This is a genomic window from Martinezella dioscoreae, assembly GCF_009176305.1.
In the GTDB taxonomy this organism is placed as follows: domain Bacteria; phylum Pseudomonadota; class Alphaproteobacteria; order Rhizobiales; family Rhizobiaceae; genus Rhizobium; species Rhizobium dioscoreae.
In genome coordinates this window covers 295,756-311,374 of record NZ_BLAJ01000003.1, presented here as the reverse complement: position 1 = coordinate 311,374, position 15,619 = coordinate 295,756, and the positions used below count along the sequence as shown (strand labels likewise).

Here is a 15,619-nt window from a genome sequence, read left to right as displayed (position 1 = left end):
CGCCGTCCGGCTTACATCTTCTCGGCGACTTTGACGGCGAAGGCGTATTCGAACGCGACTTCCTCCAGGCGCTGGAAGCGGCCGGAAGCGCCGCCATGGCCGGCATCCATGTTAGTCTTCAGCAGGATGGGCGCGTCGCTCGTCGTCTTGTCGCGCAGCTTGGCGACCCACTTGGCCGGTTCCCAATAGGTGACGCGCGGGTCGGTGAGGCCACCGAGTGCGAGGATCGGCGGATAGGGCTTCTCGCCGACATTGTCATAGGGGCTGTAGGCGGCGATCTGCTCGTACTCTTCCTTGCTCTCGATCGGATTGCCCCATTCCGGCCATTCCGGCGGCGTCAGCGGCAGAGTGTCGTCAAGCATAGTGTTGAGCACGTCGACGAAGGGCACGGCGGCGATGATGCCGGCGAATTTTTCCGGCGCCATGTTGGCGACGGCCCCCATCAGCATGCCGCCGGCCGATCCGCCCTCGGCAATGATCTTCGCGTAAGAGGTGAACTTCTGCTGATTCAAATAGTCGGCGGCTGCGATGAAGTCCTTGAAGGTATTGGTCTTCTTTTCCATCTTGCCGTCTTCGTACCAGGCGAAGCCCTTATCCTTGCCGCCGCGGATATGGGCAATGGCGTAGACGAAGCCGCGATCGGCAAGCGACAGGCAATTGGTGTTGAAGCCGGCCGGGATGGTGACGCCATAGGCGCCGTAGCCATAGAGCAGGCAGGGGGCGGAGCCGTCCAGCGGCGTGTCCTTGCGATAAAGCAGCGTCACCGGTACCGTCTCGCCGTCCCAGGCCGGCGCGAAGACGCGGCGCGTCACATAGTCTTCCGGATTGTGGCCGGAAGGAACTTCCTGTGTCTTCAGCAGCGTGCGCTCGCGCGTCACCATGTTGTAGTCGTAAAGCTGGCTCGGCGTCGTCATCGAGGAATAGGAGAAGCGGATGACATCCGTGTCGTATTCCGCCGCACCTTGCAGGCCGAGCGCATAGGCCTCTTCTTCGAAGGCGATCGCATGCTCCTCGCCGGTACGACGATCGCGGATGATGATGCGCGGCAGGCCGTCCTTGCGCTCCAGCCAGAGGAGATGGCGGGCATAGGCGAGATGGCTGAGGATCAAGGTGCCTGGCTTGTGGGGCACGACCTCGCGCCAGTTTTCCTTGCCTGGGTTCTCCGCCGGCGCTTCCATGATCTTGAAATCCTTGGCGCCGCCGTCATTGGTGAGAATGTAGAAAACGTCGCCACCTTCGCTGATCTCATATTCGATCTCGGTTTCGCGCTCGGCCACGATCTTGGGCTCGGCGGTGAGATCCGAGGTCGGGATGATACGATATTCGCTGGTCTCGTGATCGTGAATGTCGATGAAGATGTAGTCGTCCAACAGCGAGCCGCCGACGCCCATAAAGAAGCCCGGATCCTCCTCCTCATAGACGAGCCGGTCGTCGGACTGCGGCGTGCCGATGATGTGATGGAAGATCTTCGAAGGGCGATGGTTCTCGTCCTGCAGTGTGTAGAAGAAGCTCTTGCCGTCAGGCGCCCAGACGGCGTCGCCGCCGGTGTTCTCGATCACGTCGGCAAGATCCTCGCCGGTCTCGAAATTGCGGATCTTCAGGGTGAAATACTCCGAGCCTTTGTCGTCATAGCCCCAGATGCCATGGCTGTGATCGGAGGAGTGATCGAGGCCAGAAAGACGGAAATAGGATTTCCCCTCATTCTCCTTGTCGCCATTCAGCAGCAGCTTGCGTTCCCCGCCGTTGCGCGGCTCGCGGAAGAAATGGGGCTGTTCGCCGCCGGTAACGAAAAGTGTGCCGTAAGCATAGGGACCATCCTTCATCGGTATCGAGCTGTCGTCTTCCTTGATACGGCCCTTCATCTCGCCGAAGAGGACCTTCTGCAACTCCTTCGTGTCCGCCATCGCGGCGTTCATGTAAGTGTTCTCGGCTTCCAGATGCGACCGGATTTCCGGCGCCAGGATCGACGAGTCCTTGAACATGGCCTGCCAGTTGTCGGCCCGCAGCCACGCATAATCGTCGGTGCGGGTAATGCCGTGGCGTGTATCCGTAAACGGTTTTTTCGCAGCGGCGGGCGGGGTGGGAAGATTCTTGAAAACTGACACGAGGGGCGCTTTCTCTGGAGTGAAAGTCGGATGTGAAGTGAAGAGAGAAATAGAGGGCAGCGAGGTGAGGTTCAAGCGGCAAGTCCGCTCCTCCAGCTTCATGCAAGCAGCCGATATTAGTTTTGCTCGAACAGGCAGCCTGCGGGAGACCGCATCGCGGCGCTGCCTTGATGAGACCACATTCTTTATCGAAGTCGGCATACAGTGCGTCGACATGAAGGCGGTCAAAGCCTTCTCTGATGGAGCGAACGCACTCAAATCCAAAACAATGCAAGGGACCGGTCTTCATGCTGAAACTCTTCGCCATCCTGATTCCATTGGTTAGCGTCGCCACCTCCGCCTTCGCCGTCGATGCGGCTATCAAGAAGCAGTTGGAGAAGCTCGATCCGTCGGAGCGAATGGAGCAGGCATGCGATGCAGAGGCCATGAAGCGGATCGGTACGGACAAGACGGGGTTCAAACCGGACAAGGTGATTGCCTACACATTCGGCGATCCGGATATGAAGCCGGATGCCATGAATGCCCCCGGTGCGGTCTTTCGCAGTAAGGGTGACTGGTATCACCTCTCCTATACTTGTGTGACCGGGCCGCAGCATATTCATGTCCGCGATCTGAGCTATCAGATCGGTGACAAGGTGCCGCGCGACGCTTGGCAGGAGCATTATCTTTACGATTGAGCGCCCGGATGAAGCACGAGGGGCCGCCCCGGAGATCGCTTCATGGCGGCCACGCTCCATCCTGAGGTAATTTTCAACCTTATCGCCGTCTCAGCGATTCCACTCGTGTCAGCTCCGACAGGATGTGATCCTGCACATCGGGCGGCTGCCGGCACACGGCATCCGTCAGGTCACGCAGCGTCGCTCTGAGGCTGTGAAGCTGATCTACCAGATCCATGACGACATCGACGCCGGGCTCGTTGACGCCCATCGATTTACTGAGATCGAGAATGAGCCGGCCGCGCGCAATGTCGGCTTCGTGGAAATTGCGGCCCTGATCGGTGACTTCGGGCACGACCCAGCCCTGAGATATCCAGACTTCCAGCACGGTGGTTTCGATCCGGAGGTGAAGTCGAAACTCGTTCTCGTTCATCGCTTATCCTCCCATGGTCTTTCTGGGATCTTGCGCCTTGCCTGCCTCCCAATCTGAAACGAAGCGCGTCAGCTCGGGGTCCGGCGTATCCGGCAGGACGATCTTCAGCGAGACATAGGCATCGCCATTGTCCTTGCCGCGCACGGGTGCGCCCTTGCCCTTCAAGCGCAACACCTTGCCCGTATTGGAGTTCGGCGGCAGCGTCACGGTGACGGCTCCCGACGGTGTCGGGACACGAATCTTGCCGCCGAGCACAGCTTCGGCCAGCGAGATCGGCACTTCCAATCGGATATCGTCGCCATCGCGCGTGTAGAAGCGGTGCGGCCGAACATGCACGGCGATCAGCGCGTCCCCGGGTTTCCCGCCGTTGAAGCCGGGATCGCCCTTGCCCTTCAGGCGTAGCGTCTGCCCATCGCGTGTCCCCGGTGGAATTTGGACGTCGAGCGCCGGCCCCTCGGGCAGGCTGATCTGCTTCTTGGCGCCATTGATGGCGTCCAGAAAGTCGACCTCCATCGTATAGTGACGGTCTTGACCCTGCATTTGCGATTGGCCTCGGCTGCGCCGCGAGAAGAAGCTGGAAAATATATCGTCGGCATCGCCGAAATCGGCAAAGCCGCCCGCATTCTGATAGCGGCCGCGCTGGCCTTCCTGCGCTGCATAATCGCGATAGTAGTTGCGCGGCGCCTGCTCGGCACCGCTGCTGTCGATCTCGCCACGGTCGAACCGCCCGCGTTTCTCCTCATCGCCGAGAATGCCATAGGCCGCCGAGACTTCCTTGAATTTGTCCTCGGCCTGCTTGTCACCCGGGTTGAGATCTGGGTGAAGCTTCTTGGCAAGCTTGCGATAGGCGCTTTGAATGTCTTTTTGGGGGGCGTCCCGCTTTACGCCCAAAATTTCATAGGGATCGCGACTCATACATGTCTCTCTTCGGGAGCACGGAAAGATACGCAGATAGTGCTAGGGTAGGCTCATATCAATCGTATCATAGACGCGGTCAGGTTGAAGCCCGGACTTGGCAGCTTTCATGTCCGTCGCCATTGTGATGTGAAATGGGCGCTGCCGCCGCCGCTTTGCCATATTTCCGGCGTCTTGCCGGATAATGGCGAGCGGTGTGGCTGGGCTGGTAATCAAGCGCCCGCCGAATTTTGTTTGCCTGATCCACCGGTGGCCGTCCGATGAAACGCCTGTTGCTCGCTTCCTCGCTCCTTCTTGCCGCGACGGCCGCCTTTGCCGCGCAGCCCGAGCAGCCGCCTGCCGGTTGGCCGCCGCTGCCGCCGAAGGCGCCGGTTTCGAAGATCAAACTTGTGGAGCCGCATCTGCATGTCGATCGTGCCGGCACGGGGGCTCCCCGCATCGCGCTCACCTTCGATGCCTGCATGGGCAAGACCGACCCACGCATTTTGAGCACCCTCGTCGATCAGCGCATTCCGGCGACGATCTTCGTCACCGCGCGCTGGCTGCGCACCAATCCGGATGCATTGAAGGTCTTCCTCGCGCATCCGGATCTCTTCGAGTTGGAAAATCACGGTCAAAACCATATCCCCGCCGTCGATGTCCCGACCAAGGTTTATGGTATCGCCGCCGCTGGCTCGCCGCAGGCGGTCGCCCAGGAGGTGAAGGGTGGTGCGGACGCCATGATCGCAGCCGGCATTCCGCAACCGCGCTGGTTCCGCGGCGCGACCGCGAAATACACGCCTGCCGCCATCATGCAGATCCGTGGCATGGGCTATCGGATCGCCGGTTACTCGGTGAATGGCGACAGCGGTTCGCTTCTGCCGGCCAAGATGGTGGAAAAGCAATATGCCTCCGCCAAGGACGGCGATGTCATCATCTCCCACATCAATCAGCCGACGCATACGGCAGGCGAGGGGGTCGCGGCCAGCATCCTCGCGCTGAAGGCCAAGGGCGTCGATTTCGTTCGTCTGCAGGATATCCCCGAAAAGGGTGACGACGACACGACCAACTGAGCGGTCGAGTGCTAGCCCGGCAATTGCGGCTGCGTTTTTTCCTCGATGAAAAGCTCGTCAATGACGGTCATGACGATCAGCGACAGCGGCAGCGCCAGCATGGCGCCGACCGCGCCCCACATCCATGTCCAGAAGATGATGGCCAGAAAGACGACGAAGGGATTGAGCTCCCATTGGCGGCCCATGATCGCCGGAAAGACTAGGTTTTCCACGGTCAGATGCACGGCGAAGAAGGCGACGGCCGGCGCGAGACCGAAAATGATGTCCGAATGCGTGATGATGCCGGCGATCGCGAGCGCGATCGTCATGGCCGTGACGCCGAGGAATGGGATGAAGCTGGATAAGAAGGCGAAAACGCCCCACAGCACCGGCACGCTCATTCCGCCGACATAGGCGATCAGGGTCATCGCGAGGCCGATCCCGGCATAAATCAGCGAAGCCGTCGCAAAATAGAAGCCGAGCACCCGCTCCACGGCATTGATGATGCGGATGGCATTCAGTCGAGATGCCCTGCTGGAAAAGGTCATGATGATCGTCTTGCGCAGGCTTACCCTGCCGGCAAGGAATAGCAGCAGGGCTGCAAAGAAGATCAGGATCTGCACGATGGCCGGTGTCAGGCTGGTGGACACGACATGCAGCACGTTGCCGCTGTTCTCCAGCAGGGTGTTGATCGACATCGGGCTGCCTTGAAAGGTTTCGGAAGAAATGTGCAGCCATTGAAACCGGTCGAGATAGGGCATCAGCCGGTCGGATGTGCGCTGGAAGAAGTCAGGCGCCTGCTGTGCGAGCTTGGCGATCGGTTCGGCGAGCGCATTAATGATGAGGAAGATCACCAGGGCAACGCTGGAGGAAAGAATGACGGCATTTAGAACGCGGGGAATGCCGAGCTTGCTGAGCCTTTCGGCCGCCAAGCCGAGAATCATTCCCACGACGACGGCAAGCGTCACCGGAATGAGGATCAGTGACATCGTGTAGACGGCGGCGAAGGCCAACATGAGGAAGATGCCGATCGTTGCCCAGGAGGCGGCAATGTTGAGCTTGTCGCGTCCTCGCTGGTCGGAGAGACCGAAAATTTCCGCTTCGTCGCCTTGTGCACGGGATGCGTTGCGATCGATACCCGGGCCGACATCCTGCGACGCGGTTGTTGCATCCGATCGGCCGGCGGCGATTTTGTCGAATTCCATCCCGAGAAAGTTCCCCGAAGGCAGGATCGCCTCGCTACTTCAACGCGAAAAGCCCGCCGCGGTTCCGCAACGGGCTTGTCGAATGGCGGCCGGATCGGAAAAGTCAGGCGATGAGATTAAGTCCGATACCCCACGGATCGCGCAGCGATATGCCGCCATCGCGCTTCTCCGTCTCGATTTCGTGCTGCTCCAGGGCGGCTACGGCCTTGTCCAGGGCTGCCTTGTCGTTGAAGCGCAACGTATAGTCGGAAAGACCGGTCATATGTTCGCTGCGTATGCCGGCGCCACGGCTGTTCCAGGTATTGGCGCCGAGATGATGGTGATAGCCGCCGGTCGCAAGGAAGGTCGCGCCGGGATAGCGCGCCGCCATGACCTTCATGCCGAGGACGTCGCGATAGAAGGCGTTGGCTTCGGCAACATCGCCGACCTGCAGATGGATATGGCCGATTGCCGATCCTTCGGCCATGCCGTCCCAGCGATCCTGCGGGGCGCTCTCGTAGAGCTTCTGCAGATCAAGCCGGAGCGTCGCCATTTCGACCGTGCCGTCATCGTGGAAGGTCCATTCCTCATGCGGGCGGTCGGCGTAGATTTCGATGCCGTTGCCTTCGGGGTCGGACAGGTAGATGGCCTCGCTGACGATATGATCCGAAGCGCCTTCCAGCACCACATTCTTATGGGCGGCATGACGAAGCCAGCGCGCAAGCTCGACACGGCTCGGCAGCAGGAACGCGGTATGGAACAGGCCGGCCGCCGTCTTCGGTGCGTGCACCGCAGCCCGATCGGTTGTCAGCGTCAGAAGGGGAAGACCGGCGACACCGAGGACTTCGCCGCTCGCTGTCTTCTCGATGACCTTCAAACCCAGCATGTCCTGATAGAAGCGGGATACCAGCGCCACGTCGGTAACGACGAGGTGCGACTGGCCAACATAGGCGGGACGGGTCAGGGCGTAGGAGGGGGCAGTTTCGGTCATGGTGTCAGTTCCAACCTTGGGATGGGGTCTCGAAAAGGCAACCGGCGTCGGCGGCAAGGGCCGCCGGTAGCGGACAGGAGGGTTTCGCCGGTTGATATGCCTTTTTGATCCTCTGGTCCGCTGTACTTGCATATTCATATGGCGGATTTCGATTGTTCACAGAAGGCCATAAATTGCGGATTGAGCGTTCGCTTTCCATTGACAAGCGATAAGCAGGCCCATGGCAAGCCGTTCACGAAGATTGATCGATGTGCGCGTTTGGCGCAGTTGTCTCCTCCTGTTTCTAGTGCAAGGATCGGTCTCCAACGAAAACGGAACCGGATGATATGACTGAATACAGAGGCATCCGCTGGGCCTATGATCGCTATGAGATCATCGCAGACGGCATCGTCAATGGTGTCGGCGTGGTCCTTGCGCTGATCGGCGCCACCGTGCTGATCTTCTATGCGACGGTTTGGAGCTCCTACGGCGAAATTGCCGCCGCCTGGATCTATGGCGTCGGCCTGGTGCTGACGCTCGGAATGTCCTTCACCTATAATCTATGGCCCGTATCCAGGACGAAATGGTTTCTGCGCCGCTTCGACCACTCTTTCATCTATGTCCTGATCGCCGCTACTTACACCCCCTTTCTGGAGCGCGGATCCGAGGACCCGCTGCTGCTTGGCGTGCTGATCGCCGTCTGGGTGTTTGCGGCGTTCGGTATCGTCCTGAAAGTCCTTTTTCCAGGACGCTTCGATCGGCTGGCGATCCTGCTTTACCTTGCAATGGGCTGGAGCGGCATCCTCGTCGCCAAGCCGGTTTCCATGCATATCCCATTCGCCTCGATGCTGCTCATTATCATCGGCGGCGTCATCTATTCGCTCGGCGTGATCTTTCACGTCTGGGAAAAGCTGCGCTTCCAGAATGCGATCTGGCATGGCTTCGTGGTTGCTGCCGCCGCCGTGCATTATTCGGCGGTACTGACCTGCTTCAGCCTGTCGCCGGAAAACTTTTGACGATCTCCGCCGTCGGCGTGCATTTCTTCGTCGAGCGCAGGCTGCGCACGAGGCGCATGACGATGGCGTCGTAGCGCTGCATGTCCGCCTTCGAGTAATCCATCTGGAAGAAGGCCGCGGCACCGTTGCAGAGCGCGACCCCACGCACGTAGACGATCCGCCCCTGCCTGGTGCCGGAAAAGCTGATGCCGCGCGAATTCGATTTCGAATAGGAAATCTTCCAGCCTTGGTCTCTGGCAAGCGCCACGCGCCCATTCGCTTCCGATGCAAAATCGCCATTGGCAACCATCGTGCCGAAGACCTGCAGCGAAGCGGAGCGATCTGCCGGCGACAGCGACAGCCGATCGGTATCCTCGGAAGAGGCGGCAAGATGGAATTCCGACGGCAGCTCGATCGCGTAGCCAAAGCCTGCGTTGTCATAGGACCACCAGTCCGCGGCAAAGGCCGGGGCGGGGAAAAGAAGCAGGAGGGCAATCAGGCGGGCGAGCATTGCGGTTTCCGGGAGGCGGGATCTGCAAACCGATCAAGATTAGCGCTTTTTTGAGCGCAATTTCCATAGCGGTTCGGAAAATACCGATAAATTAGCGCAAATTCATTACAACTTCATTGCGAGCCATGCAGGAATAGCAAGGAATTCTGCAATGCTGCGACGTTCAAACCGGCATCGCAGGCTTCCGGACGATCATTGAATCCTGCAACCTCCACGGTTGCTGGCAGCAAAAATCGATTTCGGTGGTTTACGTCCGGTTTTCCCTTGTCAGGGCTTGAGGCGATGTGTCCTTTCGCCTATCCCTTCAAGACCGCTCCGGCTTTGCCGGATTCTGCATGAACGTTCAGTAAGGGGGGAGCATGGCCGCCGCCACCGCGGGCCTGACATTCCTGGCTCTATGCCTGCCCTTTCTCGGTGCGCTGACCGCGCCGGTTGTCTTTCGGCGTTTGGGCCACAATGCGGCGTGGCTCCTGGCGCTGCTTCCCGCTCTTGCCTTTCTGCATTTTTCGAGCTTCCTTCCTGTCGTTGCAGCCGGCGGCATCCAAACTGGCGGTTTCGATTGGGTGCCGAGCCTTGATCTCCGGTTCTCCTGGCTGATTGATGGCCTGTCGCTGACCTTTGCGCTGCTCATCACCGGCATCGGCACGCTGATCGTCGTCTATGCTGGCGGCTATCTGAAGGGGCATGTCGATCTCGGCCGCTTCTTCTCCTTCATCTTCCTCTTCATGGGCTCGATGCTCGGCCTCGTCGTCTCGGACAGCTTCCTCACGCTGTTCGTCTTCTGGGAACTGACCTCGATCACTTCCTTCCTGCTGATTGGCTTCGATCATCATCGGGAAGCGTCGCGACGGGCGGCGCTGCAGGCGCTGGTCGTGACCGGCGGCGGCGGGCTGCTGTTCCTGGCGGGCCTGTTGCTGATCTGGCAGATCACAGGCATCGGCGCGATGTCCGATCTCCTGAAGGCTGGCGATGTCCTGCGCGCAAGCCCGCTCTATCTGGCGGCCCTGATCCTGGTGCTTGGTGGGGCCTTCACCAAATCGGCGCAGTTTCCCTTTCATTTCTGGCTGCCGAATGCCATGGAGGCGCCGACTCCGGTCTCGGCCTATCTGCATTCGGCGACCATGGTGAAGGCAGGCGTCTATCTGCTGATGCGGCTCAATCCGATCATGGGCGGGACGATGGCGTGGCAGACGATCCTGCCGGTCTTCGGCGCGGCGACCTTGCTCGTCGGAACTTTGCTTGCCATCCGCCAGACCGACTTGAAGCTGAAGCTCGCCTATACGACGGTCTCCTCGCTCGGCCTGCTGGTGATGCTCACCGGTTTTGGCACCGATTATGCCGTCGAAGCCGCCGTCCTCTATCTGGTGGCGCATTCCCTGTTCAAGGGCGCCCTATTCATGGTTGCCGGCATCGTCGATCATGAAACGGGAACACGCGACATCACCCGGCTGGGCGGCTTGCGCTCGGCCATGCCGTTGACCTTTGTCGCTGCCTTGGTCGCTGCCATATCGATGGGAGGGCTGCCTCCGGCTTTCGGGTTCCTCGCGAAGGAGGAAATCTATGCCGCGCTGGCACAGGCATCGCCGGCTGCCATCATCCTCACCCTCATCGCCGTGGCGGGCAATGCGCTGATGTTTGCCATCGCCTTTGCCGTGGCGCTGAAGCCCTTCGTCGGCCCGCTGACCGAGACGCCTCGCCCGCCGCATGAGGCGCCCCCATTGCTCTGGCTCGGACCGGTCACGCTTGCTTTACTCGGCATCGCTTCGGCTTTGTTCTCGGGCCTTTGGCACGAGTATGTCTCTTCGCCGATGGCAAGCGCGGTCGGCGGCAAGGGATTGGAGATTTCGGTCTCCTTGATCCCGCATATTGGTCTACCTCTGGCGCTTTCTCTGCTGACCGTGCTGATCGGCGTCATCGTCTACTGGCAGCTCGATCGCGCCCGTTTCCTGATGTCCGTCGTTCTGCGTGCCCTCGGGCCGGGGCCGGATCGCGGTTTCGATGGATTCATCTCCGGTCTGGTGCGGCTGTCGCATGTCGTCTCGCGGCTGCTGCAGCCTGGCCGACTGGAAATCTACGTCACCGTCACTTTCCTTTGCCTGGCGGCAATGTTGCTGATCCCTCTCGCTGCTCATGGCGAGCTGCCCGCGATGCCGGCATTGCCGAACCTGCAGTGGCATGAGGCAACGATCTTTTTGATTGCCGTCATCGGCGTTGTTGCGGTCGTCTTTGCGCGGGACCGGCTGACGGCGATCGTTTCGCTTGGCATCCAGGGCTTTGCCGTCGCCGTCATTTTCCTGCTGTTCGGCGCACCGGATCTTTCCTTCACGCAGTTTATGGTCGAGACGCTTGCGGTGGTGATTCTGGCGCTTGTCATGACGCGGCTGCGGCTTTCGCCGTCCGATCGCCGGCCGCCGCTCGCCAGGATCGCCCATGCCGTGCTCGCCATTGCCTGCGGCAGCGGTTTTACGCTCCTGCTGCTGAAGGCGACCGAAGCGCCGTTCGATCTGACGCTGACCGCCTTCTTCAATCAATATTCGAAGCTGATCGCGCATGGCGACAATGTGGTCAACGTTATCATCGTCGACTTCCGCGGCACGGATACGCTCGGCGAAATCGCAGTCGTCGCCATGACCGGGCTTGCCATCCTGGCGCTGATCCGCATCCGCGCCGGCGGCGAGCGCAAGCTAGCAACCAACGATCCCGATCTTGAGGAGAAGCCCGGTTTCGAGGAAGGGATGGAGGCCGAGCGCTCATGAACACGCTGATCTTCCGCACCGCCGCGCCGTTTTTGACGGCCCTGATGTTGCTCTTCTCCATCTTCGTGCTGCTGCGCGGTCATAACGAGCCCGGCGGCGGCTTTATCGGCGGCCTGATCGCGGCTTCGGCGCTCGCGATCTATGGCATTGCCTGCGGCGTGACGGCCGTCCGCCGCGCGATCATCTTTCATCCGCTGGCGATTGCCGGTTTCGGCCTGCTTGCCTCGACCCTTGCCGGCTTGGTGTCCGTCTTTGCCGGCGTGCCGTTCATGACGGGGCTGTGGATCTATCCGCATCTCTTCGGTGTCGAGGTGCCGCTTTCCACCGTCATGCTCTTCGACACCGGCGTCTATCTGGTCGTCGTCGGCGCCATCACCTCGATCGCGCTCGCGCTCGAAGAGCGGGAGGTGGATTGATGGAAGCCGTCTTCGCCGTCGTCGTCGGCATCTTCTTCACCGCTGCGATCTATCTGATGCTTTCGCGATACTCGATCCGCATCATGCTCGGCATCGCGATCCTCGGCAACGCCGTCAACCTTCTGCTGTTCACGGCCGGCCGGGTCACGCCCGAAGTGCCGCCGATCATTCAGAAAGGCGCGGCCACGCTCGATCTTGCCGCCGCCAATCCGCTGCCGCAGGCCTTAATCCTGACAGCGATTGTCATCTCCTTCTCGTTCCTCGCTTTTCTGCTTGTCCTGACCTATCGGGCCTATCAGGCCTTGAAGACCGACAATACGGGCGAGATGCGGCTCGCTGAACCGGAGGAGCGGCCGCTGCCGCCCCTGGGGTACTGACGCCATGGCTGGACCCACGGATACCGCAGTTGATCTTTCCCAGGCGCTGGTCGCAGCGCCGATACCGATGGGACATTGGCTCGTCATTTTGCCGGTCGTCTTGTGTATCGGGCTCGGCGCGCTTCTTCTGATGCTGCGCAATCGTACCGAATGGCATGCCGCGATCGCCATTCCCGGCCTTGTGCTATTGGTGCTGATCGATGCTGCCTTGCTTTATCGGGTCGTCGGCGACGGCGCCGTGACCATGGTCATGGGGCGATGGCTGCCGCCCTTCGGCATCGCCTTCACCGTCGATATTTTTGGCGCGCTCATGGCTTTGACGGCGGCGGTGGTTGCGCTCGCAGCGGGTTTCTATTCTCTTGGCGAAATCACGGTGAGTGGTCGGCGATATGGCTTCTTTCCATTCCTGATGCTGCTGCTCGCCGGCGTTAGCGGCGCCTTCCTGACGGGCGATGTCTTCAACCTCTACGTCTGGTTCGAGGTGCTGCTGATCTCGTCTTTTGGCCTGCTGATACTTGGCTCGGAGCCTGAGCAGATCGACGGTGCGCTGAAATATGCTGTCCTCAACCTAATCGCCACCACGCTCTTTCTCGTCTCCGTCGGCTATCTCTACGCCGTCTTCGGCACGCTCAACATGGCCGATATCGCGCTGAAGGCGAGGGCGGGTGATAGCAACGCACCGCTGATGACGCTGGCCGGCCTATTCCTGCTAGCCTTCGGCATGAAGGCTGCCGCCTTTCCGGTCAATTTCTGGCTCCCAGCCTCCTATCACACACCACGCATCACCGTTTCGGCGATTTTTGCCGGCTTGCTGACCAAGGTCGGCGTCTATGCGATGATCCGGGTTCTGGTCATGCTGCTGCCTGTCGAGCGGGTGGAGCTTGGTCCGCTCGTCGCGGTCGTTGCTATTGCCACCATGCTTGTCGGCGTCGTCGGAGCGCTGGCGGCAAACGATGTCAGGCGCATGCTCGGCTATATCGTCATCTCCGGTATCGGAACCATGCTTGCGGGTGTCGCTCTCGGCAGTGCCGACGGCCTCAGCGGCGCGATCTTCTATGCACTGCATTCGATGGTGCTGATGACGGCACTTTACCTGCTCGCAGGGCAGGCGGCTCGGCTCGGCGGCAGCTTTTCCTTGAGCGCCCTCGGTGGCCTCTATCGCCGCAACGGCTGGTTTGCCGGCATCTCGCTGGTGCTGTTCTTCGCCATCAGCGGCTTGCCGCCCTTTTCCGGCTTCTGGCCGAAGGTGGTGCTCGTGAAGGCGGCGCTCGCGACGGGCGCATGGTGGCTTGCCGCAACAATCCTTTTGGCCGGTTTCCTGACGACAATCGTGTTCGGGCGGGTATTTCTCCTGGCCTATTGGCGCCCGGCGGCGGCAGATGGGATTGAAGCGGAGCCGATTGCATGGCAGGCGGCGCTGCCGCTCCTTGCTCTTTCTCTGCTTGTCGTCGGCTTCGGCCTGTTTCCGGAATGGCTCCTGCACCTAACGCAGGCCGCCGCTGCCGGCCTTGAGCAACCATCGGCCTATCTGCGCTCGGTCTTCCCCACGGCAGGAGGCGCGCAATGATCCTGTTCGTCTTCAACCTGCTGCTCTCCATCGTCTGGGTCGCCATCACCGGCAGCGCTTCCTTCATCAATCTGGTCTTCGGATTCGCCCTTGCGGCAATTGCGCTGGCGATCGTCCGCTCGTCCTATGGCGGCGTGCTTTATCTTGGCCGTGTCCGCCGTATTTTGGCATTGCTGTTGCTGTTCATCCGGGAGCTCGCCAAGTCGGTCTGGGCGGTCGCCGTCGCCGTCATGAGCCCCAGGATGGACGTGAAGCCCGGTATCTTCGCCTTTTCCTTGACGGTCGATCGCGATTTCGAAATCACGCTGCTTGCCAATCTTATCACGCTGACGCCGGGAACTCTGTCCGTCGACGTCTCCGATGATCGCAAGACGCTTTACGTCCATGCGCTCGATTGCTCCGATCCGGAGGCCATCAGGCGCAGCATCGCCGATGGCTTCGAGCGCCGGATCATGGAGGCCTTCCGATGATGGCCGCGTCCGTCGTTTCGGCCGCCGCGATGGTGGCGCTCGGCATTCTGAGCATTGCCTTCCTGTTGACCGTCTATCGTGTGGTGGCCGGCCCGACCTTGCCGGACCGGGTTCTCGCGCTCGACATGCTGGTGGCGATCGCCATCGGCTTCATCGCCATCATCGCCATCAAGACGGGTTTCACGCTCTATATCGATATTGCCATCTCGCTCGGTCTCGTCGGCTTTCTGGCGACCGTCGCCTTCGCACGGTTCATCCTGACACAGGGGCAATCGGATGCCGTGCAACAGGCTGGCGCAGGACCGGATGAGAATACCGCAGCCGAAGGCAAAAAGAGGCGTAAGCACCGCGGGCGGAAGAAGGAAGGGCGATAGTGGATTTGCTTTGGGCTATCATAGTAACCGTGCTTCTACTTTCGGGTGCGCTGTTCTCGCTCATTGCAGCGATTGGCATCGTGCGTCTTCCCGATCTCTACAGCCGTATGCATGCGGCGTCGAAGGCGGGTACGGTTGGCTCCGGCCTACTACTACTTGCGGTCGGTATCCACTCGCAGGACATATCTGTCCTGGCAAGAGCATTGGCGGGTTTCGTCTTTTTCGTGCTGACGGCACCGATCGCAGCGCATCTTCTCGCGAGGGCGGCACACAGGGCTGGACATCGGCTGACGCCGCCTTCCGTGCGGGATGAACTGCTGGCGAGGGAGCAGATCACCAAAGGCGCGTATAGAAAGAAGGGCTAACAAACGTGGAAATTGTTCAGAAAGGAATAGCTGTTCGCGTTATTAGTTATCTGTTTTTTAGTAGATGAATTTTTTGCGAAGAAATGTAGGGATTAAAAACTGGACATTTGGATAAAGAGTGCTAATTCAGATTCAAGTAGAGTTCTGATGTTGAGTTAGTCTCGACCGGGTTTAAGCTCTCGATGCTTTTATCTTTCTTTGATGAAAAGCTGAGCAAAACTTTCTTCCGGTAAGTGATTAAAGATCGCTATCGCGGTCGCTAATTCTGATGTCAGGCGGCAAGGGGCGGTTTTCTCTCACGTGAGGTCTAGGGGTGGATTTCATGCGGAAAGAAATTTGGTTTTATCCACCGTTTTCTTGCTGGTGACTGCTACGAATACGAGCAATGCGTTTGTGCGGATTGTTCGGCGCTGGGACATAGCGAAATCGACAGATTTCCGTAGCCGAGCGCAAAATATATAGCAACGTTGTGCCCTGCGTGCTCTCCGGAGGCG

Annotated in this window: 17 protein-coding genes; 11 read left to right on the top strand and 6 right to left on the bottom strand. The window is 60.0% G+C overall.

What is annotated here, in order from left to right; translation table 11 throughout:
* Positions 1-11: 11 nt before the first annotated feature.
* Positions 12-2,105, bottom strand: a complete 2,094-nt coding sequence (locus GDN47_RS13310) for a S9 family peptidase (RefSeq protein WP_152093539.1) — start codon at positions 2,103-2,105, stop codon at positions 12-14.
* On the opposite strand from GDN47_RS13310, the gene GDN47_RS32010 reads away from it, so the two are divergent.
* Positions 2,092-2,430 carry a hypothetical protein gene (locus tag GDN47_RS32010; RefSeq protein ID WP_145651002.1) on the top strand — a complete coding sequence of 113 codons (339 nt, stop codon included), beginning with the start codon at positions 2,092-2,094 and terminating at the stop codon, positions 2,428-2,430. The genes GDN47_RS13310 and GDN47_RS32010 overlap by 14 nt on opposite strands.
* Positions 2,393-2,782, top strand: a complete 390-nt coding sequence (locus GDN47_RS13305) for a DUF930 domain-containing protein (RefSeq protein ID WP_069616056.1) — start codon at positions 2,393-2,395, stop codon at positions 2,780-2,782. Before GDN47_RS32010 ends, GDN47_RS13305 begins: the two co-directional genes overlap by 38 nt.
* A 79-nt stretch (positions 2,783-2,861) precedes the next feature.
* Here the strand turns inward: GDN47_RS13305 and GDN47_RS13300 are convergent, their stop codons facing one another.
* Together GDN47_RS13300 and GDN47_RS13295 are read right to left on the bottom strand one after the other, a co-directional pair.
* Positions 2,862-3,194 (bottom strand): chaperone modulator CbpM, encoded by a 333-nt coding sequence (locus GDN47_RS13300; RefSeq protein ID WP_113330782.1) that lies wholly within the window; start codon positions 3,192-3,194, stop codon positions 2,862-2,864.
* 3 nt (positions 3,195-3,197) lie between these two features.
* A complete protein-coding gene (locus GDN47_RS13295) occupies positions 3,198-4,109 on the bottom strand; it encodes a DnaJ C-terminal domain-containing protein (protein WP_069616058.1) in 912 nt (303 codons plus the stop codon).
* Positions 4,110-4,369: 260 nt separating this feature from the next.
* Between GDN47_RS13295 and GDN47_RS13290 the strand changes: the two genes are divergently transcribed.
* Positions 4,370-5,161: a polysaccharide deacetylase family protein gene (locus GDN47_RS13290; protein WP_113330783.1), complete on the top strand. Its 792-nt coding sequence runs from the start codon at positions 4,370-4,372 to the stop codon at positions 5,159-5,161.
* An 11-nt stretch (positions 5,162-5,172) separates the two neighbouring features.
* On the opposite strand, the gene GDN47_RS13285 is transcribed toward GDN47_RS13290, so the two are convergent.
* The gene (locus GDN47_RS13285; RefSeq protein ID WP_113330784.1) at positions 5,173-6,345 is read right to left on the bottom strand and encodes an AI-2E family transporter; all 1,173 of its coding nucleotides are present in this window, start codon (positions 6,343-6,345) and stop codon (positions 5,173-5,175) included.
* Between the two features lie 103 nt (positions 6,346-6,448).
* Positions 6,449-7,315, bottom strand: a complete 867-nt coding sequence (locus GDN47_RS13280) for a VOC family protein (protein WP_113330785.1) — start codon at positions 7,313-7,315, stop codon at positions 6,449-6,451.
* Positions 7,316-7,641: 326 nt separating this feature from the next.
* On the opposite strand from GDN47_RS13280, the gene trhA reads away from it, so the two are divergent.
* The gene (gene trhA / locus GDN47_RS13275) at positions 7,642-8,310 is read left to right on the top strand and encodes a PAQR family membrane homeostasis protein TrhA (protein ID WP_069616062.1); all 669 of its coding nucleotides are present in this window, start codon (positions 7,642-7,644) and stop codon (positions 8,308-8,310) included.
* Here trhA and GDN47_RS13270 read toward each other — a convergent pair.
* Positions 8,285-8,800: a hypothetical protein gene (locus GDN47_RS13270; RefSeq protein WP_113330786.1), complete on the bottom strand. Its 516-nt coding sequence runs from the start codon at positions 8,798-8,800 to the stop codon at positions 8,285-8,287. The two genes, trhA and GDN47_RS13270, sit on opposite strands and share 26 nt — an antisense overlap.
* A gap of 359 nt (positions 8,801-9,159) precedes the next feature.
* On the opposite strand from GDN47_RS13270, the gene GDN47_RS13265 reads away from it, so the two are divergent.
* From GDN47_RS13265 to mnhG, 7 genes are read left to right on the top strand one after another with little or no spacing between them, the layout of a single operon-like run.
* Complete coding sequence (locus tag GDN47_RS13265; RefSeq protein WP_152093538.1) at positions 9,160-11,556, top strand: putative monovalent cation/H+ antiporter subunit A; 2,397 nt, start codon at positions 9,160-9,162, stop codon at positions 11,554-11,556.
* Complete coding sequence (locus tag GDN47_RS13260; protein WP_069616065.1) at positions 11,553-11,972, top strand: Na+/H+ antiporter subunit B; 420 nt, start codon at positions 11,553-11,555, stop codon at positions 11,970-11,972. Before GDN47_RS13265 ends, GDN47_RS13260 begins: the two co-directional genes overlap by 4 nt.
* Positions 11,972-12,349 (top strand): Na+/H+ antiporter subunit C, encoded by a 378-nt coding sequence (locus GDN47_RS13255; protein ID WP_069616066.1) that lies wholly within the window; start codon positions 11,972-11,974, stop codon positions 12,347-12,349. Before GDN47_RS13260 ends, GDN47_RS13255 begins: the two co-directional genes overlap by 1 nt.
* Positions 12,350-12,353: 4 nt before the next feature.
* Positions 12,354-13,916 (top strand): Na+/H+ antiporter subunit D, encoded by a 1,563-nt coding sequence (locus GDN47_RS13250; protein ID WP_152093537.1) that lies wholly within the window; start codon positions 12,354-12,356, stop codon positions 13,914-13,916.
* On the top strand, positions 13,913-14,386 hold the full coding sequence (locus GDN47_RS13245) for a Na+/H+ antiporter subunit E (RefSeq protein ID WP_113330789.1): 474 nt from the start codon (positions 13,913-13,915) through the stop codon (positions 14,384-14,386). The genes GDN47_RS13250 and GDN47_RS13245 overlap by 4 nt, the downstream gene beginning before the upstream one ends.
* Positions 14,383-14,760, top strand: coding sequence for a cation:proton antiporter (locus tag GDN47_RS13240; protein ID WP_113330790.1), 378 nt, complete (start codon positions 14,383-14,385; stop codon positions 14,758-14,760). Before GDN47_RS13245 ends, GDN47_RS13240 begins: the two co-directional genes overlap by 4 nt.
* Positions 14,760-15,125 (top strand): monovalent cation/H(+) antiporter subunit G, encoded by a 366-nt coding sequence (gene mnhG, locus GDN47_RS13235; protein WP_113330791.1) that lies wholly within the window; start codon positions 14,760-14,762, stop codon positions 15,123-15,125. The genes GDN47_RS13240 and mnhG overlap by 1 nt, the downstream gene beginning before the upstream one ends.
* The last annotated feature ends 494 nt before the right edge of the window (positions 15,126-15,619 follow it).